At 48.8% G+C, this 21758-nt stretch carries 27 protein-coding genes, 1 other RNA gene and 4 pseudogenes; 16 read left to right on the top strand and 16 right to left on the bottom strand.

What is annotated here, in order from left to right:
• Positions 1-187 precede the first annotated feature (187 nt).
• The gene (locus GKO28_RS07940; RefSeq protein ID WP_182075898.1) at positions 188-1144 is read left to right on the top strand and encodes a carbohydrate kinase family protein; all 957 of its coding nucleotides are present in this window, start codon (positions 188-190) and stop codon (positions 1142-1144) included.
• Positions 1145-1218: 74 nt separating this feature from the next.
• Here GKO28_RS07940 and GKO28_RS07935 read toward each other — a convergent pair whose 3' ends face one another.
• From GKO28_RS07935 to GKO28_RS07905, 9 genes are all read right to left on the bottom strand, one after another.
• Complete coding sequence (locus tag GKO28_RS07935) at positions 1219-1662, bottom strand: CNP1-like family protein (RefSeq protein WP_182075897.1); 444 nt, start codon at positions 1660-1662, stop codon at positions 1219-1221.
• A 13-nt stretch (positions 1663-1675) separates the two neighbouring features.
• Positions 1676-1798 carry a hypothetical protein gene (locus GKO28_RS21290; RefSeq protein WP_282099254.1) on the bottom strand — a complete coding sequence of 41 codons (123 nt, stop codon included), beginning with the start codon at positions 1796-1798 and terminating at the stop codon, positions 1676-1678.
• Between the two features lie 66 nt (positions 1799-1864).
• Positions 1865-2803 (bottom strand): ATP-binding protein, encoded by a 939-nt coding sequence (locus tag GKO28_RS19545; protein ID WP_182075896.1) that lies wholly within the window; start codon positions 2801-2803, stop codon positions 1865-1867.
• The gene (locus GKO28_RS07925; protein ID WP_182075895.1) at positions 2766-3182 is read right to left on the bottom strand and encodes a hypothetical protein; all 417 of its coding nucleotides are present in this window, start codon (positions 3180-3182) and stop codon (positions 2766-2768) included. Before GKO28_RS07925 ends, GKO28_RS19545 begins: the two co-directional genes overlap by 38 nt.
• The gene (locus GKO28_RS07920) at positions 3179-3841 is read right to left on the bottom strand and encodes a response regulator transcription factor (RefSeq protein ID WP_182075894.1); all 663 of its coding nucleotides are present in this window, start codon (positions 3839-3841) and stop codon (positions 3179-3181) included. The genes GKO28_RS07925 and GKO28_RS07920 overlap by 4 nt, the downstream gene beginning before the upstream one ends.
• 56 nt (positions 3842-3897) lie before the next feature.
• A complete protein-coding gene (locus tag GKO28_RS07915) occupies positions 3898-4281 on the bottom strand; it encodes a cytochrome b/b6 domain-containing protein (protein WP_307839089.1) in 384 nt (127 codons plus the stop codon).
• Entirely contained in the window at positions 4227-4445 is a 219-nt protein-coding gene (locus tag GKO28_RS22215; RefSeq protein ID WP_307838968.1) for a hypothetical protein, read from the bottom strand. Before GKO28_RS22215 ends, GKO28_RS07915 begins: the two co-directional genes overlap by 55 nt.
• Positions 4446-4652: 207 nt before the next feature.
• Entirely contained in the window at positions 4653-4922 is a 270-nt protein-coding gene (locus tag GKO28_RS07910) for a PepSY domain-containing protein (RefSeq protein ID WP_182075893.1), read from the bottom strand.
• Between the two features lie 173 nt (positions 4923-5095).
• Positions 5096-5377 carry a PepSY domain-containing protein gene (locus tag GKO28_RS07905; RefSeq protein ID WP_203564024.1) on the bottom strand — a complete coding sequence of 94 codons (282 nt, stop codon included), beginning with the start codon at positions 5375-5377 and terminating at the stop codon, positions 5096-5098.
• Positions 5378-5542: 165 nt separating this feature from the next.
• Between GKO28_RS07905 and GKO28_RS07900 the strand changes: the two genes are divergently transcribed.
• The 6 genes and pseudogenes from GKO28_RS07900 (at position 5543) to rnpB (ending at position 9498) form a co-directional block, all read left to right on the top strand.
• A complete protein-coding gene (locus GKO28_RS07900; RefSeq protein WP_210768892.1) occupies positions 5543-5788 on the top strand; it encodes a sulfurtransferase TusA family protein in 246 nt (81 codons plus the stop codon).
• 495 nt (positions 5789-6283) lie between these two features.
• Positions 6284-7324 (top strand): annotated as a pseudogene (pyrC, locus tag GKO28_RS07895) (dihydroorotase).
• Positions 7309-7821 carry a hypothetical protein gene (locus GKO28_RS07890; RefSeq protein ID WP_182075892.1) on the top strand — a complete coding sequence of 171 codons (513 nt, stop codon included), beginning with the start codon at positions 7309-7311 and terminating at the stop codon, positions 7819-7821. The pseudogene pyrC and the gene GKO28_RS07890 overlap by 16 nt, the downstream one beginning before the upstream one ends.
• Positions 7822-8193: 372 nt before the next feature.
• Positions 8194-8883, top strand: a pseudogene (locus GKO28_RS07885) (phospholipase A); the annotation flags it as partial.
• Between the two features lie 13 nt (positions 8884-8896).
• Positions 8897-8992 (top strand): hypothetical protein, encoded by a 96-nt coding sequence (locus GKO28_RS22755; protein WP_374220718.1) that lies wholly within the window; start codon positions 8897-8899, stop codon positions 8990-8992.
• Between the two features lie 75 nt (positions 8993-9067).
• Positions 9068-9498, top strand: an RNA gene (rnpB, locus tag GKO28_RS07875) — RNase P RNA component class A.
• A gap of 20 nt (positions 9499-9518) precedes the next feature.
• Here rnpB and GKO28_RS07870 read toward each other — a convergent pair.
• The 3 genes and pseudogenes from GKO28_RS07870 to GKO28_RS07860 all read right to left on the bottom strand — a co-directional run bounded on the left by GKO28_RS07870 (position 9519) and on the right by GKO28_RS07860 (position 10700).
• Entirely contained in the window at positions 9519-9668 is a 150-nt protein-coding gene (locus tag GKO28_RS07870; protein WP_182075891.1) for a hypothetical protein, read from the bottom strand.
• Positions 9669-9845: 177 nt separating this feature from the next.
• Positions 9846-10337, bottom strand: coding sequence for a GNAT family N-acetyltransferase (locus GKO28_RS07865; protein ID WP_182075890.1), 492 nt, complete (start codon positions 10335-10337; stop codon positions 9846-9848).
• A gap of 100 nt (positions 10338-10437) precedes the next feature.
• Positions 10438-10700, bottom strand: a pseudogene (locus GKO28_RS07860) (accessory factor UbiK family protein).
• 243 nt (positions 10701-10943) lie between these two features.
• On the opposite strand from GKO28_RS07860, the gene glnK reads away from it, so the two are divergent.
• From glnK to GKO28_RS22210, 5 genes and pseudogenes are all read left to right on the top strand, one after another.
• A complete protein-coding gene (gene glnK, locus GKO28_RS07855; RefSeq protein WP_182075889.1) occupies positions 10944-11282 on the top strand; it encodes a P-II family nitrogen regulator in 339 nt (112 codons plus the stop codon).
• An 85-nt stretch (positions 11283-11367) separates the two neighbouring features.
• Positions 11368-12351 carry a hypothetical protein gene (locus GKO28_RS07850; RefSeq protein WP_247646426.1) on the top strand — a complete coding sequence of 328 codons (984 nt, stop codon included), beginning with the start codon at positions 11368-11370 and terminating at the stop codon, positions 12349-12351.
• Positions 12332-12466, top strand: a complete 135-nt coding sequence (locus tag GKO28_RS19540; RefSeq protein WP_247646425.1) for a hypothetical protein — start codon at positions 12332-12334, stop codon at positions 12464-12466. Before GKO28_RS07850 ends, GKO28_RS19540 begins: the two co-directional genes overlap by 20 nt.
• Entirely contained in the window at positions 12466-12852 is a 387-nt protein-coding gene (locus GKO28_RS19535; RefSeq protein WP_247646424.1) for a hypothetical protein, read from the top strand. The genes GKO28_RS19540 and GKO28_RS19535 overlap by 1 nt, the downstream gene beginning before the upstream one ends.
• A 228-nt stretch (positions 12853-13080) precedes the next feature.
• A pseudogene (locus tag GKO28_RS22210) lies at positions 13081-14726 on the top strand (methyl-accepting chemotaxis protein).
• 58 nt (positions 14727-14784) lie between these two features.
• Here GKO28_RS22210 and GKO28_RS07835 read toward each other — a convergent pair.
• From GKO28_RS07835 to GKO28_RS07825, 3 genes are all read right to left on the bottom strand, one after another.
• Positions 14785-15216 carry an SCP2 domain-containing protein gene (locus GKO28_RS07835; RefSeq protein WP_182075888.1) on the bottom strand — a complete coding sequence of 144 codons (432 nt, stop codon included), beginning with the start codon at positions 15214-15216 and terminating at the stop codon, positions 14785-14787.
• A complete protein-coding gene (locus GKO28_RS07830; RefSeq protein ID WP_182075887.1) occupies positions 15213-16100 on the bottom strand; it encodes a U32 family peptidase in 888 nt (295 codons plus the stop codon). The genes GKO28_RS07835 and GKO28_RS07830 overlap by 4 nt, the downstream gene beginning before the upstream one ends.
• A gap of 70 nt (positions 16101-16170) precedes the next feature.
• Positions 16171-17184 carry a peptidase U32 family protein gene (locus tag GKO28_RS07825; protein ID WP_182075886.1) on the bottom strand — a complete coding sequence of 338 codons (1014 nt, stop codon included), beginning with the start codon at positions 17182-17184 and terminating at the stop codon, positions 16171-16173.
• Positions 17185-17366: 182 nt separating this feature from the next.
• Between GKO28_RS07825 and gnd the strand changes: the two genes are divergently transcribed.
• The gene (gene gnd, locus GKO28_RS07820) at positions 17367-18278 is read left to right on the top strand and encodes a phosphogluconate dehydrogenase (NAD(+)-dependent, decarboxylating) (RefSeq protein ID WP_182075885.1); all 912 of its coding nucleotides are present in this window, start codon (positions 17367-17369) and stop codon (positions 18276-18278) included.
• Between the two features lie 133 nt (positions 18279-18411).
• On the opposite strand, the gene GKO28_RS07815 is transcribed toward gnd, so the two are convergent.
• Positions 18412-18741 (bottom strand): zinc ribbon domain-containing protein YjdM, encoded by a 330-nt coding sequence (locus GKO28_RS07815; protein WP_182075884.1) that lies wholly within the window; start codon positions 18739-18741, stop codon positions 18412-18414.
• 216 nt (positions 18742-18957) lie between these two features.
• On the opposite strand from GKO28_RS07815, the gene GKO28_RS07810 reads away from it, so the two are divergent.
• The 3 genes from GKO28_RS07810 to GKO28_RS07800 are packed head-to-tail and all read left to right on the top strand — an operon-like array spanning position 18958 to position 21753.
• The gene (locus GKO28_RS07810; protein ID WP_203564021.1) at positions 18958-19770 is read left to right on the top strand and encodes an OmpA family protein; all 813 of its coding nucleotides are present in this window, start codon (positions 18958-18960) and stop codon (positions 19768-19770) included.
• On the top strand, positions 19758-20606 hold the full coding sequence (locus GKO28_RS07805) for a hypothetical protein (protein WP_182075882.1): 849 nt from the start codon (positions 19758-19760) through the stop codon (positions 20604-20606). The genes GKO28_RS07810 and GKO28_RS07805 overlap by 13 nt, the downstream gene beginning before the upstream one ends.
• 34 nt (positions 20607-20640) lie before the next feature.
• Positions 20641-21753 carry a hypothetical protein gene (locus tag GKO28_RS07800; RefSeq protein ID WP_182075881.1) on the top strand — a complete coding sequence of 371 codons (1113 nt, stop codon included), beginning with the start codon at positions 20641-20643 and terminating at the stop codon, positions 21751-21753.
• The last annotated feature ends 5 nt before the right edge of the window (positions 21754-21758 follow it).

Here is a 21758-nt window from a genome sequence, read left to right as displayed (position 1 = left end):
ATGACAGTAGATGAAAGAATGATTCCCATGACATAAAAATACCTGAAAACCCTAGGAATATGCACGAGTAATAGAAACTTGGTGTATGAATACAGACAGAATTAACCGGCGAATGACGAACGATAATGTGTTTCGGCCAGCCGCACAGTAATGATGAAGTCCGCTTAATTGATATCAGGAGAGCAAGATGGCAGCGTTAGTTTGTGGCTCAATGGCGTATGACACGATTATGATTTTCCCCGGATATTTTAAGCAGCATATTTTGCCCGAGCAGATTCATATCTTATCGGTGTCATTTTTAGTGCCAGAAATGCGGCGCGAATTGGGCGGCTGCGCTGGCAATATTGCGTACACCCTTAAAATGCTCGGTTCTGAGCCGTTAATTATGGCGACCGTGGGGCAAGACTTTGGTCCTTATGCTGATTTTTTAGATCGTCAGCAGATTCGCCGCGATTATATTCAGGTGCAAGATGGTTTTACTGCGCAGTGCTTTATTACGACCGATTTAGACGACAACCAAATTACTGCATTTCATCCGGGCGCGATGAATGGCTCACATCTCAATACTGTGAGCACGGTGGCAGAGCCGATCGACATCGCCATTGTATCGCCCGATGGTAAGGCGGGGATGCAGCAACATTGTCAGCAATTGGCCGCAGCGAAAATCCCGTTTATTTTTGATCCCGGCCAAGGCTTACCGATGTTTAACGGTGAAGAGCTCAAGGCCATGCTGGCTTTAGCCAGTTATGTCACCGTCAACGACTATGAAGCTGAAATGCTGTGCACGAGTACCGGGCTTAGCCTGCTGGAGATTGCCGCACAAGTTCAAGCATTGATCGTCACCTTGGGGGCTCAGGGCGCAAAAATCTATACCGCCGGTGTTTGTCATCAAATCCCCGCAGTAGCCGCGTCTGAGATTCTAGATCCAACCGGTTGTGGCGATGCGTTTCGCGCGGGGTTGCTGCATGGATTGAGTCGTGGTTGGGATTGGCCGCAAATTGGGCGTTTGGCTAGTTTGTTAGGTAGCTTGAAAGTCGAGCAGCGCGGTGGGCAAAATCATCATTTTACTGAGCGTGAATTGGCCGAAAAATATCAGGCGGCTTTTGCCGAGCCGCTACCTGAACTGGTATGTGAAGCGCAATAAATGCTAGCGTCGCGAATTGAGCGTGGGGCTGTTGCCGTTTAGATTTTTGCGAACAACAGACCCGAGGGATTAAATTATTTAGCGCGGCAACCTAAGCAATCACCGGCTCGCTTGTCGACGGTGAAGTCTTTTCGAATGGTTTCTACCGGCCAAGGATCGCCCATCTGGCAGAAGTTATCCGACAAGCTACCTTGCCAAGCATTGTATTGATTTTTACTTAATGGCTTCCATTTGACTTGCGTGCTTTTTTGCCATTCATTCTTATTGGGGTTGCCCCAAGCATAAGTGCGGTATTGGTTAGTTTTGCAATCAATGCCTTCAAATAAGATATTTTTTGGACCACCGGCTTTGGGCGTCACGGCGATGACATAGCGCACAATCCGATCAGGCCCGAGGCTTAAGCTATCAAGAGAAAGATAGTAATTATTGTTTTTAATTTCTTGCGCAAATTTAAGCGGAGCCCATTGTTTGAGCGTGGCTAAATCTGGGTATTGAATCTCTTGCTCCGCCGGAATCACTGGGGCTTTATTTTTAAAAAAAGCCCATTAAGCCATCGCCTTCACCGGCTTCTATATTGTTCGGAGTGTGGGTCTCGTATTCTGCCGCCTGCACCAATCCAGCAAGCAAACAAGTCAACAGCAGGATTTTATGCATCGTCGTGAGTCCAATCGAGAGTAAAGGCAGCATCGTAACAAGTTCAGCGAGCTGCCTCAATGTTGTTTATTGCGCTTCACGCTGAAAGCGGATTTCGGCGCAAAATCCACCCGAGGCGCGGTTGCTGATTTTGAACTCGGCCTGATGTAAATCGGCAATCCGGCGCACAATCGATAAACCTAAACCTGCCCCGGGCTGGCTTTGCCCAGCAGGGCGATAAAAACGTTCGCCAATGCGGGCTAAATCATCACTGCTCACGCCCGGGCCATTATCGCAAACGCTGAGTTTTTCGCCGCGAATCTGGATCACAATCTCGGCGTCTGGGCCGGCATAATGCTTGGCATTTTCAAGTAGATTTCTGAGTAATAAACCCAGCAACAACGGTTGGCCAATTAAAGCGCAGGGCTGCTCAATGCTTAAATGGGCTTCATCGGCGGGCAAATTGGCTTCCAGTAAGGCGCTGCGTGCGAGATCGCTGAGTGATATCGCTTCAAATTGTGGTGTTTCACCATGATCTAAGCGCGAGAGCGCCAACAGCTGCGTGACCAAACGCGTGGTCCGATCAACACCGTGTAGGGCTTTGCCGAGTGCTTTTTCACGTGTTTCTGGCCGTGGGCTACTTTGTGCTAATTCAATTTGCACCCGTAAACCGGCCAATGGCGTGCGTAACTCATGGGCCGCGTCAGCGGTAAAGCGTCGCTCGCGGGCCAGTGTTTGGTTGACTTGGGCAAACAAGGTATTGAGTCGGTCACGCAGTGGGGCGATTTCACTTGGAACGACAATATTGAGTGCGTCTAAATTATTTGGCGCGCGGCGAGCTAATTCGGCATCAACGATTTTGAGTGGTTTGAGGCCTTGCCGAATCGCAAAATACAATAGCGGCAATAACAACAGCAGCGCCCACAGCGCAATTTCGAGCAGATGCTCGCTGAGTTCTTTGGCAATTTTGAGTTGATTTTTCAGTGGCTCACCGACAATCAGCTGGTGGTTTTCGCCCGAGCGCACGGTAATTTGCCATTCTTTGCCGTTTAAGTTGATGGAATACGGTTTTTTCGACGCACTGGGCTGCAGCGGGAAAGGGCGCTGTTGGGCTGGCCGTGACCAGCCGACCGTCTAAATGGTAAACCGCGAAAGCCAGCTCATCATGGTAATCATTGTCTTGATTATTATTTGAGCGCAAATCATCTTCGCCGCCTAAGTTTTGCCATAACAAATCGGCGTAGGCGGTGAGTTGCTCGTCGAGTACTTCGGCGGTTTCTTTGCGTGCTTCATAAAGCAAGACGGCGCTAAAACCACTCCAAGCGATGATGGTCGCCAGCAGAATGAGTAGCGTTAAGCGCGTTGCGAGTGAATGCTTTAACCAGTGTTGAATGCGATGTATCAATTGGACTCCAAGCGCCAGCCAAGATTACGGACATTACGGATGACTTCGCTGCCGAGTTTTTTTCTCAGGTGAGACAGATGCACATCCAGCGTATTGCTCTCAATATCGCCTTGCCAGCCGTAGAGCTTTTCGTCGAATTGACTGCGGGATAAATAATGCGGGTAGTTGGCCATCAGTAAATGCAATAGTTTAAATTCCATCGCCGTTAAATCGAGCGGTATACCATCTTTGCTGGCGGTTTTGTGTGCGGGATCAAGCACAATGCTGTGCCAAGTCAGGCTGTTTTCGCTGCGACCATGGGCGCGGCGTAATAAGGCGTGCAAACGCGCGATTAATTCGCCAAGCGCAAACGGTTTGACTAAATAATCATCGGCACCGGCATCAAGCCCAGTGATGCGATCTTCTATCGAATCGCGCGCGGTCAGTAGCAATACTGGCAAATCGCCCAAATTGCGGCGTATCCATGCCAATAAGCTCAGACCATCGAGTCGCGGCATCGCAATATCGAGCACCACTAAGTCAAAGCTATGCTCGGTTTGCAGTGCAGTACGACCCGCTTCGCCATCTTTAAACCAATCGACGACAAAACCCGCATCAATCAGGCCGTCTTGTATGCCTTCACCGAGTAATAAATCGTCTTCGACTAATAAAATACGCATGTTTGAGTCCCTAGTCGCCATCAGTACATCGCGGCAGACCAAGCTGCCGCGATTGCTTAATGCCTTATGTCATGAGGTTTTGGCGATGTATTCGCTCGTTTGTAACCATGTAGCATCGCTGCGGGTAGGTTTTCTCGATGGCGCCAGCTTTCAAAAATCGCGGCAGCAACATGCAGACCAACCCCAGTCAGTAAGGTATAGGCGAGCGTTTCATGCAGGGTTTCTAGCCATTCTTCGCCAAAAAAAGCATCGCTACCCATCATATAGCCTGTGGCGCCTAAGGATAAGACCATCAGCAATAAAAACAGCATCATGACCGCGCCTGCGGGGTTATGCCCTAGAAATCGCGGATGCTCACCGCGCAATTGCGCTGCCAGATAGCTTTTCAGCGTAGTCGGCGTGGGGAACCAGCTGCTAAAGCGCGCATGTTCGCTGCCAATAAAGCCCCAAATAATGCGGCTGATGACGATGCCGACCGCGCGGCATAGCCTTCCCAGCGATGGATAAGATCGCCTTCTTCATTCAAAAAATTACCCAGTACTGCAATCGCTAAGCTCCAATGCAATACCCGAACCACGGGATCCCACACTTTGATTTTTTGCATTTTGCAGTTCCTTATCGAATCAGCACTTGAGTGGCTTTGCTACGTTGCCAATAAGGCTTAACTTGCCGCGCTGGTGATATTGAATGGGTATTGGCTTGCAGTGATTAAATACCAAAGGCTGCAAGCCAATACCTTTGGGTGTGTTGACGGTTGGTTTCCCGCCGCTGCAACGCGGTTGGCAAACCAATGTTCAGCAGACCCTAGGGATTAATCGCCGATTTCAGATTTCACAATGGCTAAGGTTTTGGTGTCGAAATACACCTCAGCTTTTTGGCCTTCTTTATTGTGGCCGTAGATTTCGTAGCATTCGCCCGAGGTTTTGAATTTTTTGATTTTGTAACCCATCGCTTCGATTTTGGCCGTGGCTTCGCTCGGCTTTAACCATTCAGCTTTGGGGTGTGGGGTGCAGTTGGCACCGGCAAAACTAAGAGAAGAGGCGGCCAGTGCGGTGAAGGCTAATGCAGTAAGTGCTTTCATGGTGATTCTCCGGTGGTGGTAGGAACAACAAATGAATTTCAACATGCTTCAGTTAAGCGAAAATTAAGCGTTATTTATTTTGCATATTTAATTGCGTTTTAATTTTGGCCGCTGTCATTAGTGCTGACCGAGCGATGGGATTGCGCCAGCCACTACTTGCGCAGTCGGCAGTCTTAATCAAAAAAACTTTCGTGCTCAAACTCAACCATTTCTAAAGTTTTTGGATCGAACGAAACTTCAACGCGTTGATTGTCTTTATTACGGCCTTTGATTTCATAGCAGCCGTCAGAGACTTTAAGACTAGAAATGCTGTAACCCTGCGCTTCAATTTTGGTTTTGGCTTCGGCAGCGCTCACCCATTGCTCACGAGGATGTGGGGCGCAATCATTGCTGCTGGCAAAGCTCAGTGTTGAAGCGGCAAGAGTGGCAGCGGCGAAGAAAGTCATGAGTTTCATAATGTGTTTTCCAAAGTGGTTTTGATTTGATGACGCTATTTAAACCGCTTTGTATGAAGTGAAACTTAAGCGCAGCAAATTTGCCGCAAGCTTGAGGTGGGATTGATTGCAACAGGTAGGATTGACTTCGGTACAATGGCGTTTTGTTCGCTTGGATCTGCGCTCATGACTGCTCGCATTCACCCGCAATTAATGATTGATCTGTCGGGCTTAAATTGCCCCTTGCCGATTTTGCGCACCAAAAAAGCGCTGGCCACCTTGGCGGGCGGAGAGGTCGTTCAAGTGACCTGCACCGATCCAGCTACGCCAACCGATTTCGCGGCATTTTGTCGGCAAACCGGCAATGAATTGCTCGAGCAATGGCAAGAAGAAACCCGATTTATGTTTTTGATTAAAAAACGTGCGGAATAAAAAAGCCGCCATTGCTGACTGGATCTGGCTAGGCATCAGCGCAAACTGAGCTCGAGCGATGTTGAATGATCCCAATTTAGATGAATAACGGCGATGTTCAGATTATGTGTTGATGATTTTAAGTGCCTACGGCACATTGTTTTACAGTCGCAGTCCGCGACGGGGACCCCAACTCTTTGTCCGCCAAAGAGTTGGGGGAAAAGAAAGGCGATTTTGATCGCGCCCAGCTCCGCTGTGCCCTCGATTGTCGTGAGCCAAACGATAAAACCGTTTGTCTTTGACGCACTCGGTGCGCTTAGACGGGTTTTTAAACCCCAGCTCGACGAGCGCGGCACAGCATCAACACTAAATCTGAATATGACCTGAATAACTCAGGTATTGGCAGGCAGCCCTTATCAATCAGGGGTTGCCTGCCAATACATTGCTGTATAGCTACGCTGCCGCAAATGGATAAATCCTAAGGCGGCGGAAATTGACTGTTAAAAAGGAAAAAACATGACGCAAACCATCACCATCGCTCGTCCTGATGATTGGGCATTTACACCTGCGCGATGGCGCCGGTTTGGCGAGCGTTTTGCCGCATACCGTGCGTGAATTTGGCCGCGCGCTATTGTGATGCCCAACTTAAAACCGCCGGTGACTAATGTGGCGTTGGCTGGCGAGTATCGCCAGCGAATTTTGGCTGCGGTGCCAGCAGGGCAATCGTTTCAGCCTTTGATGACTTTATATTTAACCGATAACACCACCGCGGCCGATATTGTCGCCGCCAAAGCCAGCGGCTTTGTGCATGGCGTTAAGCTCTATCCAGCAGGTGCGACGACCAATTCGGATGCCGGGTGTACCGACGTGAATAAGGTGTTACCAGCGATTGAAAAAATGGCCGAATTGGGCCTACCGTTTTTGGTGCATGGTGAAGTGGTCGACAGTGAAATCGATATTTTTGATCGTGAAGCGGTGTTTATCGATCGCATTATGCAGCCGCTATTGGCCAAATTCCCCAACCTCAAAGTCGTTTTTGAGCACATCACCACTAAAGATGCCGCTGACTTTGTTACTAGCGCGCCAGACAACGTCGCCGCAACCGTGACGGCGCATCATTTATTGATGAATCGAAACGCCATGCTCGTTGGTGGCATTCGCCCACATCTGTATTGTCTGCCGATTTTAAAACGTGAAATTCATCGCCAAGCCTTGGTGAAAGCAGTAACGGCCGATGACAACCATAAATTCTTTTTGGGTACCGACAGCGCTCCGCACGCTAAAGGCGCAAAAGAAACCGCCTGTGGTTGTGCCGGTATGTATACCGCGCACGCCGCGTTGCCACTGTATGCCGAAGTGTTCGATTTAGCCGGTAAGCTCGATCGTTTGGAGGCGTTTGCTAGTCAGAATGGACCAGCGTTTTATGGCCTGCCAGTCAGCACTGAAACCGTGACCTTGCGTAAAGAAAGCTGGGTCGTGCCGACGGAATACGCCTTTGCCGATAGCGTGGTGGTGCCATTGCGCGCCGGTGAGTTGGTGCAATGGAAGCTGGTGTAATGGGCGACGCAACTGTTGTTCAACGTGGCGTGAGCGCGCCTGCGTGGTGGATCACCGGCGCGGCCTTATTTGCAGCGGGCATTTGGGGGCTGCCATTGATTGAATCAACGCAGTTTGAAAATCACTTTTTTGGCCTGTTTTATTACTCGATTTTGGCTGGGATTGTGCTGTTTTGGGCGCTACCTAGCGAGCAGCGTGTTGAAAACGGGCAGCTTGAACGTCGTTTTTGCTTATTGGGTCTGCTGGTGCTGTGGAAAAAAACCACGCCCTTGAGTGCTTTTAGCGAAATTCATTTTGAGCAAGACCCTAATCTGTTTCGTAAAGATACCGTGTGGGTGATTCTCTCGGGCACCGGTGACGAAGGTGAGCGGTTTGCCTTCGCTAATTTTTCCGCCACGGCAAGCAATATCGCCAAAGCGCAGGCACTCGCTGAGGCTTTGTCTCAAGTCACGGGTTTACCCATTAAAACGCATGAGTCGGCAGGGGTGGCCGAATAATTGGTTTGAGTTTGTGGCGAAATCTGAACGCTTTGCAGCGTAGCTGCACGTTGCAAAGCGCGCGATGTTATGATTTTTGCACAATCAACACGCCCTTGTTTGCTGAGGGCTTTAGGGTGAAAAGATGAAAGCAATCTTGAGTTTGGCGGCCTTACTGGCAGCTGCCTCGGCACAAGCGACTGATTTGGCGACTTGCCAACAGATTGCAGACAATCAAAACCGTCTGGCTTGTTATGACCAACTGGCAAAACAACCGTCGCAGCAGCCCAGCGCAGTGGAGCCGATTGTGGCAATTCCAGTCGCTCCGGCAGCGACAATGCTAGCGCCCGATCAGCCTGTGAGCACGGCAGAAACGTTTTTTCTCAGCGCTGGGAGCTATCGGCGCAAGACAAAGGTGGCGTTTTTAATATTAAGCCATACCAGCCGGTGTATATCTTGCCGGTGTCTTGGCGTAAAAAAGTCAATAACGATCCTTGCTCACCGAATCCACTGAATTGCTCGCACCGTGGCGATCAAGATTATGGCAAGGTAGAAACCAAGTTTCAGCTCTCTTTCAAAACCAAATTGGTGCAAGACGCTTTCGGCTCTAACGTTGATCTATGGGGCGCATACACTCAGCAAAGTTACTGGCAGGCTTACGATAGCCAGAATTCTTCGCCATTTAGAGAAACCGATTATCAGCCCGAATTGTGGGCGACTTTCCCGGTACAAGCTGGGCCAGAATGGCTCAAATTACGCATGATTAATTTGGGCGCGATGCATCAATCCAATGGCCAAACCAATCCACTGTCGCGCTCGTGGAATCGCTTATATGCCAGTTTTGGCCTGACTTCGGGTGATTTATCCGTGCTCATCAAGCCATGGTGGCGCGTACCTGAGTCAGCCAGTAGCGACAATAATCCAGATATCAGCGATTACGTTGGGCGGGTAGAAACGGTGGTGGTTTATCCGTGGCAGAACCATGTATTTTCACTGACTTGGCGTAACAATTTGAAATTTTGGCGGCGCTACGCCAAATCGATCAAATATTCAGCTGGAATGGGCCTTCCCGATTACCGGTAAATTGCATGGTTATGTGCAGGCCTTTAATGGCTGGGGCGATTCATTGCAAAACTATAATTTTCACAATAGCGGCGCAGCCATTGGCGTTTCATTGGTGGAATGGCGTTAAGGCGAACAACGCGACTTAGGTCGCGGGTGATCTTTACTTGCTCTGAGTCGGTATAGCGGTGATAATCGCCACCGCGAAGCGGGACAGACCATCGCTGCTGCCAGTGTAATGCTGGCGGGGGAGGAAAGTCCGGGCTCCATAGAGCAGAATGCTGGTTAACGACCAGGCGGCGTGAGCCGACGGAAAGTGCAACAGAGAGCTGAACCGCCAGTTATCCAAGTTGAACAGTCAGATGAGATGATTGGGATTGGATGATCGGTAAGGGTGAAAAGGTGTCCTCGTCAGAGGAGCCCCGTAAAGGGGTCGGTAAGAGCGCACCGCGGCGCTGGTAACAGTCGCTGGCAGGGTAAACCCCATTCGGAGCAAGACCAAGCAGTAGGCGTTGAAGCTGCTCGCTGAGTCTACGGGTAGGTTGCTTGAGCACGTCAGTAATGGCGCGCCTAGAGGAATGATGGTCACGGATGGCAACATCTGGACAGGACCCGGCTTATCGGCCCGCTTCGCCCCCATACACTACCCATGTATCTTAATACATGCGGCGATCAAAATAAGGTAGCAGGCGATACACCTGTTGCGAACTCAAATTGAATTCTCGCTCAGCCGCTTGCATGGCTTGTAGCAATCCGCATCCAGCGGCAATTTCTTGATCAATAAAATTCAGCACTTCTTGAGCCACGAGCAAAACCTAAGATTGAAAACGAGCAATCAGTGTATTTTGCCTGTTGAAGATTAAAATTGAATGTCTATCTGATTGAGCAATGACTTTGCTCAGAATTTTTGGCGTGTAGCGGTCGCGTGTTGCGTCGACAACGGCCAAATGTTTGCTCGAATAAACCGTGTTTGTCGTTATTCGTTAAGTCGACGAACAAAATGCAAATAAACCCATTTCGCGGGCGTAGCCCATTTTTTGATAAATGCGGTGGGCGCGCACGTTTTCGGGGCCGGTTTCCATCATCAGCATGCCGATTCCGGCGGCTTGCGCTTCTTTTTCAACTTGAGCTAATAAGGCTTCACCCACGTGCTGACCACGATACGCCGGTTGCACATACAAATCATTGAGCACCCAGCTCCGACACAAAGCAATCGATGAAAAGCAGGCAAAGACTTGCGCAAAGGCGAGGGTTTCGCCGGCACTATTACGCGCTAAATAAATCTTGGAGTCCCCAGTCGCTAGTCGTTCAGCTAAAAAAGCCCGTGCTTCAGCCTCATTATCTGGGCAGCCATGAAACTGCCGGTAGGCATTAAATAACGGGGCTAAGCGGTCGAGATCGAGAATGCTGGCGTAGCTTAAATAGAAACTAGAGGCGCAAGGTTCTGGATTGAGTCGGGCATCGGCGGCAGACATGGCGATCTCTTTTGTCGTTGTTTTTTTCATGGTACAAAAAAACCGAGCACATGGCTCGGTTTCTTATTTATTTGTTGCATATGTTAACTAGGCGTCAATTTTATATGCCGTCTTGTGGGTTGTTGGTTTGCAGGCACATTTCAAGTTCAGTCAACCTTGCTTCCATTTGCGTTAGTTTTTCGCGAGTGCGGGCGAGCACTTCTTGTTGAATTTCAAACTCTTCACGCGTGACTAAGTCCATTTTATTAAATGCCGAACCCATCATGGCACGCACGTTTTTTTTTCGATATCTTTCGCTGGGCTCGCGGCGATGGCTTCCGAGATTTTATTACTGATTTCATCGAAAAATTTGTCTTTTAACATGATTTTCTCCAGTTATTGGCAATGGTTGAATCCAGTTTAGCAGATTCAAATTCACTACAGTTTGATTTACATGCACCAAGACGGAGCATTACATGGCACGTTTGATTTAAATATTGCGCTGCAACAGTGCTATCTTGGATCGGCATGAATCTAAATCAATGAAAAATGCCGCCAAGCTGAGCTGGCACGCTTCATGCTAACAATTCCCTCATCAATCTGACCGTTTGTATAAGGAGTTACACCATGAAATTTGTAAGCGCAATTATCAAGCCCTTTAAGCTTGATGAAGTTCGTGAAGGCCTTTCAGCAATCGGTGTTCAGGGTTTGACTGTGACCGAGGTAAAAGGTTTCGGTCGCCAAAAAGGACATACCGAGTTGTATCGTGGTGCTGAATATGTGGTCGATTTTTTACCCAAGGTCAAAGTAGAAATCGCGATTGCCGACGAGTTACTCGAGCAAACGATAGAGGCGATTGAAAAAGCCGCCCATACCGGAAAAATCGGCGATGGAAAAATCTTTGTCTTTGACTTGATGCACGTGGCGCGAATTCGTACCAGTGAAACGGGGGACGCCGCAATTTAAATTGAGCCGATCGCCATCGAAATCAATAGGAAAAATAAATTCGCTAGCGATACATCACGATAGATTTGATCTGGAGCGCATGAAAATGAAAAAAATACTCGCATCTTTAGCTTTGTTTTCCGCCATGTGGGTGGCGGCCCCTAGTTTTGCCGCTGACGCGATAACCGCCAGTGCTGCCTCTGCAACAATGGAGGCGGTGGTCGAAGTGGCTGTGAGCGTTCAGAACACCGCTGCCGCAATTGCCGCACCGGTGATGACGATCAATAAAGGCGATAACAGTTGGTTGTTTGTGGCGACGGCCTTAGTGATTTTGATGTCGATTCCAGGCTTGGCGCTGTTTTATGGTGGCTTGGTGCGCAGCAAAAATATGCTGTCGGTGCTGATGCAAGTGTTTAGTATTTTTAGCTTGATCAGCGTGCTGTGGGTGATTTATGGCTATAGCTTGGCGTTTACTGAGGGCAATGCGTTTTTTGGCTCCACGTCAAAACTACTGCTCAAGGGCGTCACGCCAGATTCAATTGCCGCTACTTTTAATAAAGGCATTGGTATTTCTGAGCTGATTTATATTGCGTTCCAAGGTGCATTTGCTGCAATTACTTGCGGTTTGATTGTCGGCTCGTTTGCCGAACGCATTAAGTTTTCGGCATTATTAGTTTTTTGCGTGCTGTGGTTTACGTTTTCTTATTTGCCAATCGCGCATATGGTTTGGTACTGGGCTGGCCCTGATGCATACACTAGTGCGGCGGCAGCAACTGCAGCGGCAGCGACGGCTGGGTTTTTATTCCAAGATGGCGCTTTAGATTTTGCCGGTGGTACGGTGGTGCACATTAATGCCGCAGTGGCTGGTTTGATTGGTTCGTACTTTGTTGGCAAACGGATTGGTTATGGTCGCGACCCAATGACGCCACATAGCTTAACAATGACGATGATTGGTGCTTCATTACTCTGGTTTGGTTGGTTTGGTTTTAACGCCGGCTCGGCACTCGAAGCCAACGGTACTGCGGCTTTGGCCTTTGTAAACACTTGGGTGGCACACAGCGGCGGCAGCAATGACGTGGTTGTTGATTGAGTGGCTGTGGAAAGGTAAACCGTCATTATTGGGCGCGGCATCGGGTGCGGTGTCTGGCTTGGTGGTGATTACCCCTGCAGCGGGTTTTGTCGGGTCGTCGGTGGTGGTTTGGTGATGGGCGTGATCGCGGGTGTCGCTGGTTTGTGGGGCGTGCACGGCTTGAAGCGTTTATTGGGTGCAGATGACTCTTTAGATGTGTTTGGCGTGCATGGCGTTTGCGGCATTGTTGGTGCGATTTTGACCGGCGTATTTGCTAGCCCTGATCTGGGTGGCACTGGCGTATGGGATTACGTGAGCAATGGTGTGGCTGCATCGTACAGCATTGTCGATCAAGTCAAAATCCAAGCATTGGGTGTTTTAGTGACGATTGCTTGGTCGGGTACGGTGGCGGTGGTGGCGTATAAATTAGTCGATATGACCATTGGCCTGCGCGTGAAAGAAGACGAAGAACGCGAAGGACTGGATGTGTCTAGCCACGGCGAGAAAGCGTATAACAACTAAAATCGTGCTACTGCATTAATCCGATGGCCTTCTTGCAAAAGAAGGCCATTTTTTTTCCAAAGCAATGGAAATAAATAAGTTTTTAGTAAATTTTTATAATATTCGGCGTCAGAATAATGTTGCAATACTGCAGTGGGCGGTCTAAAACGGGGGGCTAACACATCGATATAAACTCATTTAAACCCACTATTGGGAGTGCGTTTATATTGATTCGATTCAAGGGGTTGCATGATGAATCAATTAAAAATTCGTACGCAAATCACGATTTTAGGACTATTTGCCCTGACTGGCATGTTGTTTGTTGGTGCAATTGCTTACCTTAATAATATCCATTTGGTGCAGAGTATTGAGGCGGTGAGTAAGGGAACGACTTTGCTCAGAAATCAAACTGAAGCCGATATGATGCATGATGGTATTCGGGCCGATGTATTGGATATGAATCGAATTTTTGCGGTGGCCAATCCAGACCCAGATGAAGTTAAAGCGGTAAAAGCTGGCTTAAAAGAACATCTAGAAAACTTTAACCGTTTGATTGCTGAAAATGATCAAATGCAATTGCCAAAAAGCGAACGTGATGCGTTAAATGCGCTAAAGCCAGACTTGGCTGAATATGTGCAAATGGCACAAGTTGCCGCCGATAAATTTGAAAAGCACGATGGCGACGCTAGTGCGACCTATCAAAACTTCTTTCAAGTTTTTGGCCGACTAGAAGGCAGTATGGAAAAATTTAGCTCACTGATTGAAGACAATATTCATCAGGCCAACGATCAACAAGCTGCGATTATTAAGCAAGCTCAGCTTTGGGTATGGAGCTCAGTATTGATCGCCACCTGCATATTGCTGATCGGTATTTTTTTAGTCAGTCGTGCAATTACCCAACCTATTTTTATGGTTAAAGAATTTCTGGCAGATCTCAATGGCGATTTACGTCGGCGCTTGCCTGATATGGGGAGTAATGAATTGGGGGACATGGCAAGGGCCGTGAATCAACTCATTCAAAATCAAGCTCATACCGTGAATTTGATTCAACATGCAGCAGCTGAAGTCGCTCGTGTTTCTAGTCAGTTAAAAGGGCATTGCGCCAATACCAGTCAATTGGCTAATCAAGCCAGCCAAGAAGCGCACCAAATTAAATTGATCACCGATCAATTGGCCAACTCGGTTGAGAGTGTATTACATAGCGTTGGTTTGACAACGGAACGGGCAACGACCACAACGGCAACCGCCAACGAAGCGCATGCCAGTATGTCGCGATCACATCATGCCACAGCCAATTTGATAGTCGTCACACAGCAGTCGTCGAGCATGATTCAAGAGCTGGGTTCAGCAGCAGCGGCCATTGATGGCATGGCTACAGTGATTAAAGACATTGCCGACCAAACGAATTTATTGGCTTTAAATGCCGCCATTGAAGCAGCTCGCGCCGGGATACCGGACGCGGATTTGCGGTGGTGGCCGATGAAGTCCGCAAATTGGCAGAGAGAACAACGGCATCCACTGCCGATATCGCCAAAATGACACAGCATATCGGTCAAGCAACGAGTGAAGCGGCCAAAGCCATGCACGAGGTGAGCGAGGGCGTGAATCAAGGGGCGATTGATGTGGCCAGTGCGATGCAAGGGCAAAATGCGATTGTACAAAACACCGCTGAAATGAAAGTCTTATCGATGGGCATCGCCAGTGCCGCACAAAAAGAAACAGTTTCAATTCAAGACACGGCCAACGCCATGTTGGAAATAAATCGCAAAATTGATACCGCGACCAATGCGGTTGATCAAATCAGTCTTGAAGCTGATCAATTACTTGGCTTAGTCGCTGATTTACAAAAAAAACATCGCGCATTTTCAAGCCTAAGCGACTACCAGTGGCAGTAAGGGTCTGTTGACGTTGGGTTTGCTTACTGCAAAACGCAATGGCAACAGCCCCTAGGGTTTAAACGTTCAACTTCATCCGCACGCTGCTCGGCAAGCGCGCAAATAGCGGCGAGAAGTCGGTCGCATCCATCAAGTTTTTTAGCGTTAGGCCCAACTCGGTATCGCCAGTGATGCTCAGGCGGCGCTGAAAAAACAAGGTATCAGGATCTTCTTGTCGCCGAGCAATTAACCAATAATCGGCCAAGCTGGCGGTTAAGGTTACATCAGCAGGGGTATCGCCACAGACAAAGCGGCCATTCTGGTAGCTTAGCGTAATACCCCAGTTTAAATCGCTGACCGCCATCCGCACTTGCCGACCTTCCCACCACGCAAAATCTTCTTCAGGCCACAATTGCTTGCGAACCAAATTGAGCAGCGCCACCGTAACGGCGGTGGGTGGTGTTTCGGGGAGTGCGGCCAGTAATTTAATCAACGGTGCTGGGATGTTCATACGGTTTCCTTCATGCAAATACCTGCTTGGCCATGCCAATAACCATTGACCAGACCTTCGGGATTAATACGTTGCCAATCGAGCTCAGGCGCTGTTGCCGGATTCGCGAGCGCTGCGGCATAGGCGGCAACAATTTCAGCGGTAAACTCTGCTTGCGGGCTAATGCGTAAATGGCTAGCACCCACGTTGGTGACGCTGGCCAAATCATGAATTAAGGCATGGCAAGCCGCCGATTGCGTTTGAATCCCGTTCAGGCGCAAGAAATCTTGCCCTTCACGGGTTTTGAGCAACTGGCCATCGGCGTGCTCGATGCACTTAAATTCACAGGCATCCTTGCTTAAATCGTAATGTCTGGCGGTAAAGCAGCGCGCAGAAAAAGCCAGTGGCAAGCGGCCATGGGCAAAGATTTCGGTTTCAATGGGTAGCTTGGCCTCCGCCAAAGTGGCCACAATCGCCGCGCGGCTGGCCTCGAGCGAGGGTAGCCAGCGAATGGCACCGGCGGCTTGATGCCAGTCGAGCGTGGCGCCGTTGTAAATATTCAGATGCGGGCCAGCAATATACGGAATCGCTAAATCGCGCGCGATTTTAACTGCGCCTAAATCATTGGCCTCGAGTAAGCCGCCTTCTTTGGCAAAACGGCGTAATGACGACAAATCCGAACCGGATTCGAGCAAGGCTTGCGAGCTGTAAACGACGGTTTTGCCGGCTTGGCATAATTGCTGGCCCAAGGCCAGCCAATCACTAGTGCGTAATTCATGGCGGCGAGCGCAAACCACTTCACCCAGATAAATCGTGCTCACATCCCAATCGGCAGCAGCGGCATAAAAATCGAGTGTGGCTTGGCGTGACCAATAGTAAAGCAGCGGGCCAAGAGTGAGTTGCATGGATCTTCCTCGATGAATTTAAAACTGAACAGCCGCGCTGGCCGCGTGGCTTTTATAAATTAGGTAAGTCTTAGCGCCAAGGTCGGCTATACGCCCCAAGCGTTTGTTGATGCCCTTCCGACACTTTGCTAAGTGCCTGTTGCCAAGCGGGTTTCACCGAATACCGTGGATCGCTCGCCGCATCAATCGCTGCGCGCAGGGTTTTGGTGACTTCGCTGACGTAGGCGGGGCTGCGTTGGCGGCCTTCGACTTTAATGGCTTTGACGCCCATGCGGATCAGCTCGGGCAGTACCGACAGTGCATTCAGGCTGGTTGGCTCTTCCATCGCGTAATAGCTGGCGTCGCCGACTTCAAAGCGGCCTTTACACAGGGTTGGATAACCGGCAGGTTCGTCTTTTTCAAAATGGTCGATCAAAATGCCATTTAAGCGGGTATCAAGGGTATCGCCATTAGGTAGCCATTGCACATGGCTTGCAGGTGAACACACCCCATGGGCATTTGGTGATTCGCCGGTGGCGTAGCTGGATAAAATACAGCGCCCTTCGGCCATCACACACAAGCTACCAAAACCAAATACTTCGATTTCGACTGGGGTGTTTTTAATGACGTATTCGATCTGTGGCAAAGTCAAAACCCGTGGCAGCACGGCGCGGCTAATGCCAAAATGTTCATATGCGAGGTTTACCGCTTCAAAATTGGTGGCGGAACCTTGCACGGATAAATGGCGGCGTAACTGGGGATGGCGGCGGGTGGCGTACTCAAGCAAACCCAAGTCGGCCAAGATCACCGCATTAGCGCCTAAGTCGGCTGCGGCGTCGATTGAAGCATGCCATTCAGCGGTTCGACCCGCTTGCGGGTACGTGTTAATGGCAATGAGTACTTCCCGACCTTGGGATTGTGCATATTCAACACCCGATTTAAGCTGTGAGTCGGTAAAATTAAGCCCAGCAAAATTGCGGGCATTGGTCGCATTCTTAAAACCAAGATAAACCGCATCAGCACCAGACTGAACTGCTGCTTTTAGGGCTGGTAAACTACCAGCAGGGCAAATTAATTGCGGCAAATGTGGTGCTAAAGAAGGCATAATAGCGTAACCCAACGTGAGAATTTGCGCCTAGCTTAGGCGTTACGCTCTCATGAAACTTTAATACAAATCAAAAAAAAGCATGCCTAGTGCTTCGGTGGTAGTGAATATCCCGATAAAACTGCATGATTTACGCTTCGAATTTAAGTATTCGGCGGGGCAATCAATACAAAGGAAATAGCATGAATATCGCAATGATCGGTTTAGGTAAAATGGGCGGCAATATGGCACGTCGACTCTCTCGAGGCGGTGCGACGGTCTTTGGTTTTGACGTTAGCGCCGACACGCGCAGCCAATTGGCGCAAGAAGAAGCTAATTTCACAGCATTTGCCAGCGTACCTGAATTGATTGCCGCCTTGCCAACACCACGCGTGGTTTGGCTGATGTTGCCATCTGGCGCGATCTCTGAAGCGGCATTCGATGAAATGAAAACTTTGCTTGCACCAGGCGATTTGATCATTGACGGCGCCAACGCTATGTATAAAGACAGCCAACGTCACGGCGCTGAATTGGCCGCAATGAATATTAAATTTGTTGATGCGGGTGTTTCAGGTGGTGTTTGGGGTTTGCAAAACGGCTATTGCTTGATGTTTGGTGGCGAAAAAGACGCCGCAGCGATGGCCGAACCATTTATGAAAATCTTGGCGCCGGGCGCAGATCGCGGTTGGACGCACACTGGCCCAGCAGGCTCAGGCCACTACACCAAGATGCTACACAACGGCATCGAATACGGCATGATGCAAGCGTTTGCGGAAGGCTTTGCGATGCTCAAAGCCAAAGAAGAATTCGATTTGGATATTGCTGCGATTTCTGAAACTTGGCGTCATAGCTCAGTGGTTCGCTCATGGTTGCTAGATTTAATCGCCGATACTTTGCAACAAGACACCGAATTGGCTGATTTAAACGCCTTTGTGCCAGATTCTGGTGAAGGCCGTTGGTCAGTGCTGGAATCGGTTGAATTGGGCATTCCTGCACCAGTGATGTCGAGCGCCTTGTACGCTCGTTTTGCTTCACGCGGTAATGACGATTACGCCATGAAATTATTGTCGATGATGCGCAATGCCTTTGGTGGCCATGCGGTATCAAAAAAATAACTGCCATTCATTCAGCAATTAGCAGCTACAAAAATGCCCGCATCGATAGCGGGCATTTTTTATGCTGCAGTAGGTGCAGTAATGGCTGCGAGGGTCCGCTGGCGTTGGATTTACCGCCCGCAGGCACCCAGCCTTAGGCTTTTTTCAAGAAACAGGCTTTGAGCATCATGCTGCCCAAATCGGTTTTGCAATCGACTTCATGGTCACCGTCAACAATCCGGATGCCTTTGATTTTGGTGCCGACTTTTAAGGTGCTAGAAGTGCCTTTGACTTTTAAGTCTTTCACTACCACCACAGAATCGCCGTCTTGTAGCACATTGCCATTGGCATCTTTCACGATGCGCACATCGCTTTCTTCTACTTCTGCGATCATCGGCCATTCAAAGCCACAGTCAGCGCAAATATAGTTGTCGCCATCTGGATAAGTGTTTTCCAAAGTGCATTGTGGGCAAGCGTTTGACATTGGACTATCCATTTTAAAGAATTTAATCGCTAGATTATAGCAGCCGTTGCTAAAGGCACTGCGCGGTAATTAATCACTTGTAATAGAACTCAGTGCCGCTGAAAGCCGTTAGCAGTGGCGTTAACGTAGGTAATAACCCACATTACAATGTCATTTATTGACACAAAGATTACTTGGTAATATTTTGTTTTGAAATTTACAAAAAAGAATTTATCCATGTTGAATCGTCAGTTTCTTCGTACTTCCCTCTCTTTGCTGATATGTACGTCGTTGATCAGCTGCACCACGATTCAAAATAGTAGTCTAGGTAAGGGCGCCAAAGAAGCCTTTGCCAGCGAGGATCCTTGCTCAAATAATTCACGTAATTGGGGGGTACTCATCGGCACGCTGGCTGGTGGTTTGGCCGGTTATTACCTCGGAGATAAAAAAACCGGCGTGACAATTGGTGCTGGATTGGCGGGTGCTGCTTTGGGTGGATTGATTGGCGCGGATATGGATAAAAAGCGCTGTGAATTATCCAAAATTGCTAAGCAGTATGATTTGCAAATCGTCATGTCGAGTGTGAATGCCAATGGCGATGTGATTGAAAATGATGGTAAAGATCAGGCCGAGCAATCGATGGGAATGAGTGTCACGCTGGGTGAAAAAGATGGGCGTGGTCATTTTGAAAAAGACTCAGATCAATTAACGGTGAAGGCCAAGCAGTACTTTGCCGATATTGCCAATACTTACAATCCACAGCTAGCCGCTAAGCAAATCAGCAATGTGAAGGAGCGGGAGGCCTATTTAGCGACCGCAAAACAAAAGAAAATCTTATTGATTGGCCATACCGATGACAGCGGTGAAACGCAATACAACGCCACGCTCTCGGAGAAGCGAGCGAAAGCCGTGGCTAAATTTTTAAAAGATCATGGCATTGCCGAAGAAATTTTATTCTTTCAAGGTGCGGGAGAAAGCTTGCCGATTGCGGATAATCGTAGTGAAGACGGTAGGGCAAAAAATCGCCGCGCGTTGAATTGGTTGAAGTGACCGGAGAGGGTAATTTTCAAAAATACCTAGAGGCGAGAAAACCCAAGCATGAGTTTTATCGCACCGTAAATCCAGACACGGTTCAAGCCGAGAAAAAAGTCAGCAAACCCGCGGTGATGGCAAAAACCAAAAGCGTTACTACGCCAGCTCCCATCGTTGCTGCGCCTGTCACCAGCAAAATAGCCTCCGTTGAAACGAATGCCAGTAGTAATAAAGCGGTGACGAAAATTGCTGCAGTTAAAACTAGCACAGGACCACAATATAATTTTGGTGGTCACCAGTTATTAGCCAACAACACCCAGATTGACCTTGGCAAACGGATCGAAGAAGACGCTGGATTTAATGTGATTGCTAAAGCGTATGCCGAAGAATCCGTGGTGTTGAGTAGTTGCAATCGCGACCGTCCACGCGTCTCTGGCAGTGTGAAAGCATTAAAAGACGGTAAATCCTACGCAACAACTGAATACCTGACGGGACTCTACAACACCTCTTGGCACGATACGCTCAATGGCAATTTGGTGATGCTCAATCGAGTCGGCATTTTGCGTGATTCGAGCGCGCCATCGACGCCGCCAGAGCTCAAAATTTATGCCGCTTATGACGCGCAAAAAAGTAAAACCGCCAAACCCGATGTTCAACTCAGCCCTGTCGTCAATATTTATCGTGGCACTAAAGGCGTGTTGTATCGCGTTTTTGCGCAAGGCGCTGGTGGCATTCAATGTATGGATGTGCTGTTCCCCTTACAGGGTGGCTTGCAGGCCAAAAATGGCAAATTACTTTATCGCCAGCAAGGTGAAATGTTTGCTGCTGATTTTCAGCCACAAATGATCCGCTAAATTTCAATGGAGAATGTAATGAAAGAGTTTTTTTTTGCTCTATCCGGTCGCCGCATGGAGTCTGGTCAGTGTGCTGTTTGCAGCGGTGGTGATGATGTTGTTGTGGCAAAAAATCAAATGGTGGTGGCATAACACATGGTACAGCATGCCCTTGATTGGCAAAATTGCTTCGCTGTCTAAAGACGTTAATGAGGCCAATGAACCAGGCTGGTTAAAAGGCGAACGTACGCTATGCCGTGATTTTAAAAAATTTATTCGTATTCAAGATGAATATGATTTTAATGAAAAAATCACTTATTTAACCAAGGCGGGTGATTTGGGGCGTAAAAAAACACCGTCGTGGATTTGGCTACTGACTATTGCGATGGTGTTTGTTGAGGCGATGGGGTTTGCGTATGTGCTGGCAGGCTTTACTGTACCTGGTGCCAGTGAGAATACCCAGCAATATGGCGCACTAGGAATTGCCTTTTTGATTTCGGTAATTTTGGTGGCATTTACTCATTTGTCTGGCCATGAATTATTTAAATCGAGTCAGATTGCCAATGCCCGTCGTGAATGGGTTGATCATAAAAAAATACATTCGCTAGGCACTGGCGCAGTGGCGCTGGCCAAGCCGCAAAATATCGATGATGCACAGCCAGCCTATTCGCAGCTAGCCAATCGAGTCGGTACTCACCCAAGCTATAAAATTACGGCCGCGACGGTGATTTTTGTGGTGATTGTGGCGGTCTTTGCCAGTTATGTGCGTGGAACGGTGTTAGAGCAGCAATTATTGCTTGAAACCACCGGTAAAACCAATGCGCCAATGTTATCGATTTCAGCAAATGGCGATGGTTTAGATCTCTCGATTAAAAACGATGCCACGACCTTGCCCGCCGCCGATGTTGCCGAGCAAGGTAAGGCTGAGATGAAGGCCGAACAAGAGGGCGCGAATAATCAGCGTCATGGTGGCTGGGGTACGTTTGTGGTGCTGGCTTTTGTATTTATCTTTTTGCAAATTCTCGGCGTGATTTTTGGTTTTCGCTGGGATTTTGCGGGACGAGAAAGCCCGCCGCACATCGCGCCATTGGCAATGGCCGTTATTCAACCTATGCCGATGTTCGCGAGCATTACCAAGAAATCGCTGATGCCGCTCAAGCTAAATTAGAAAGC

Origin of the sequence: Deefgea sp. CFH1-16 (genome assembly GCF_016881365.1) — a bacterium.
Classification (GTDB): domain Bacteria; phylum Pseudomonadota; class Gammaproteobacteria; order Burkholderiales; family Chitinibacteraceae; genus Deefgea.
This window is presented reverse-complemented; position numbering and strand designations above follow the sequence as displayed.

Bases quoted from the DNA above. Each gene is read 5' to 3' on its own strand.
- GKO28_RS07940 (WP_182075898.1), top strand. From the start codon at position 188: ATGGCAGCGTTAGTTTGTGGCTCAATGGCGTATGACACGATTATGATT.
- GKO28_RS21290 (WP_282099254.1), bottom strand. From the start codon at position 1,798: ATGCATAAAATCCTGCTGTTGACTTGTTTGCTTGCTGGATTGGTGCAG.
- GKO28_RS07920 (WP_182075894.1), bottom strand. From the start codon at position 3,841: ATGCGTATTTTATTAGTCGAAGACGATTTATTACTCGGTGAAGGCATA.
- GKO28_RS22215 (WP_307838968.1), bottom strand. From the start codon at position 4,445: ATGCAAAAAATCAAAGTGTGGGATCCCGTGGTTCGGGTATTGCATTGG.
- GKO28_RS07910 (WP_182075893.1), bottom strand. From the start codon at position 4,922: ATGAAAGCACTTACTGCATTAGCCTTCACCGCACTGGCCGCCTCTTCT.
- GKO28_RS07905 (WP_203564024.1), bottom strand. From the start codon at position 5,377: ATGAAACTCATGACTTTCTTCGCCGCTGCCACTCTTGCCGCTTCAACA.
- GKO28_RS07900 (WP_210768892.1), top strand. From the start codon at position 5,543: ATGACTGCTCGCATTCACCCGCAATTAATGATTGATCTGTCGGGCTTA.
- GKO28_RS07890 (WP_182075892.1), top strand. From the start codon at position 7,309: ATGGAAGCTGGTGTAATGGGCGACGCAACTGTTGTTCAACGTGGCGTG.
- GKO28_RS07865 (WP_182075890.1), bottom strand. From the start codon at position 10,337: ATGTCTGCCGCCGATGCCCGACTCAATCCAGAACCTTGCGCCTCTAGT.
- glnK (WP_182075889.1), top strand. From the start codon at position 10,944: ATGAAATTTGTAAGCGCAATTATCAAGCCCTTTAAGCTTGATGAAGTT.
- GKO28_RS07850 (WP_247646426.1), top strand. From the start codon at position 11,368: ATGAAAAAAATACTCGCATCTTTAGCTTTGTTTTCCGCCATGTGGGTG.
- GKO28_RS19540 (WP_247646425.1), top strand. From the start codon at position 12,332: ATGACGTGGTTGTTGATTGAGTGGCTGTGGAAAGGTAAACCGTCATTA.
- GKO28_RS19535 (WP_247646424.1), top strand. From the start codon at position 12,466: ATGGGCGTGATCGCGGGTGTCGCTGGTTTGTGGGGCGTGCACGGCTTG.
- GKO28_RS07835 (WP_182075888.1), bottom strand. From the start codon at position 15,216: ATGAACATCCCAGCACCGTTGATTAAATTACTGGCCGCACTCCCCGAA.
- GKO28_RS07830 (WP_182075887.1), bottom strand. From the start codon at position 16,100: ATGCAACTCACTCTTGGCCCGCTGCTTTACTATTGGTCACGCCAAGCC.
- GKO28_RS07825 (WP_182075886.1), bottom strand. From the start codon at position 17,184: ATGCCTTCTTTAGCACCACATTTGCCGCAATTAATTTGCCCTGCTGGT.
- gnd (WP_182075885.1), top strand. From the start codon at position 17,367: ATGAATATCGCAATGATCGGTTTAGGTAAAATGGGCGGCAATATGGCA.
- GKO28_RS07815 (WP_182075884.1), bottom strand. From the start codon at position 18,741: ATGTCAAACGCTTGCCCACAATGCACTTTGGAAAACACTTATCCAGAT.
- GKO28_RS07810 (WP_203564021.1), top strand. From the start codon at position 18,958: ATGTTGAATCGTCAGTTTCTTCGTACTTCCCTCTCTTTGCTGATATGT.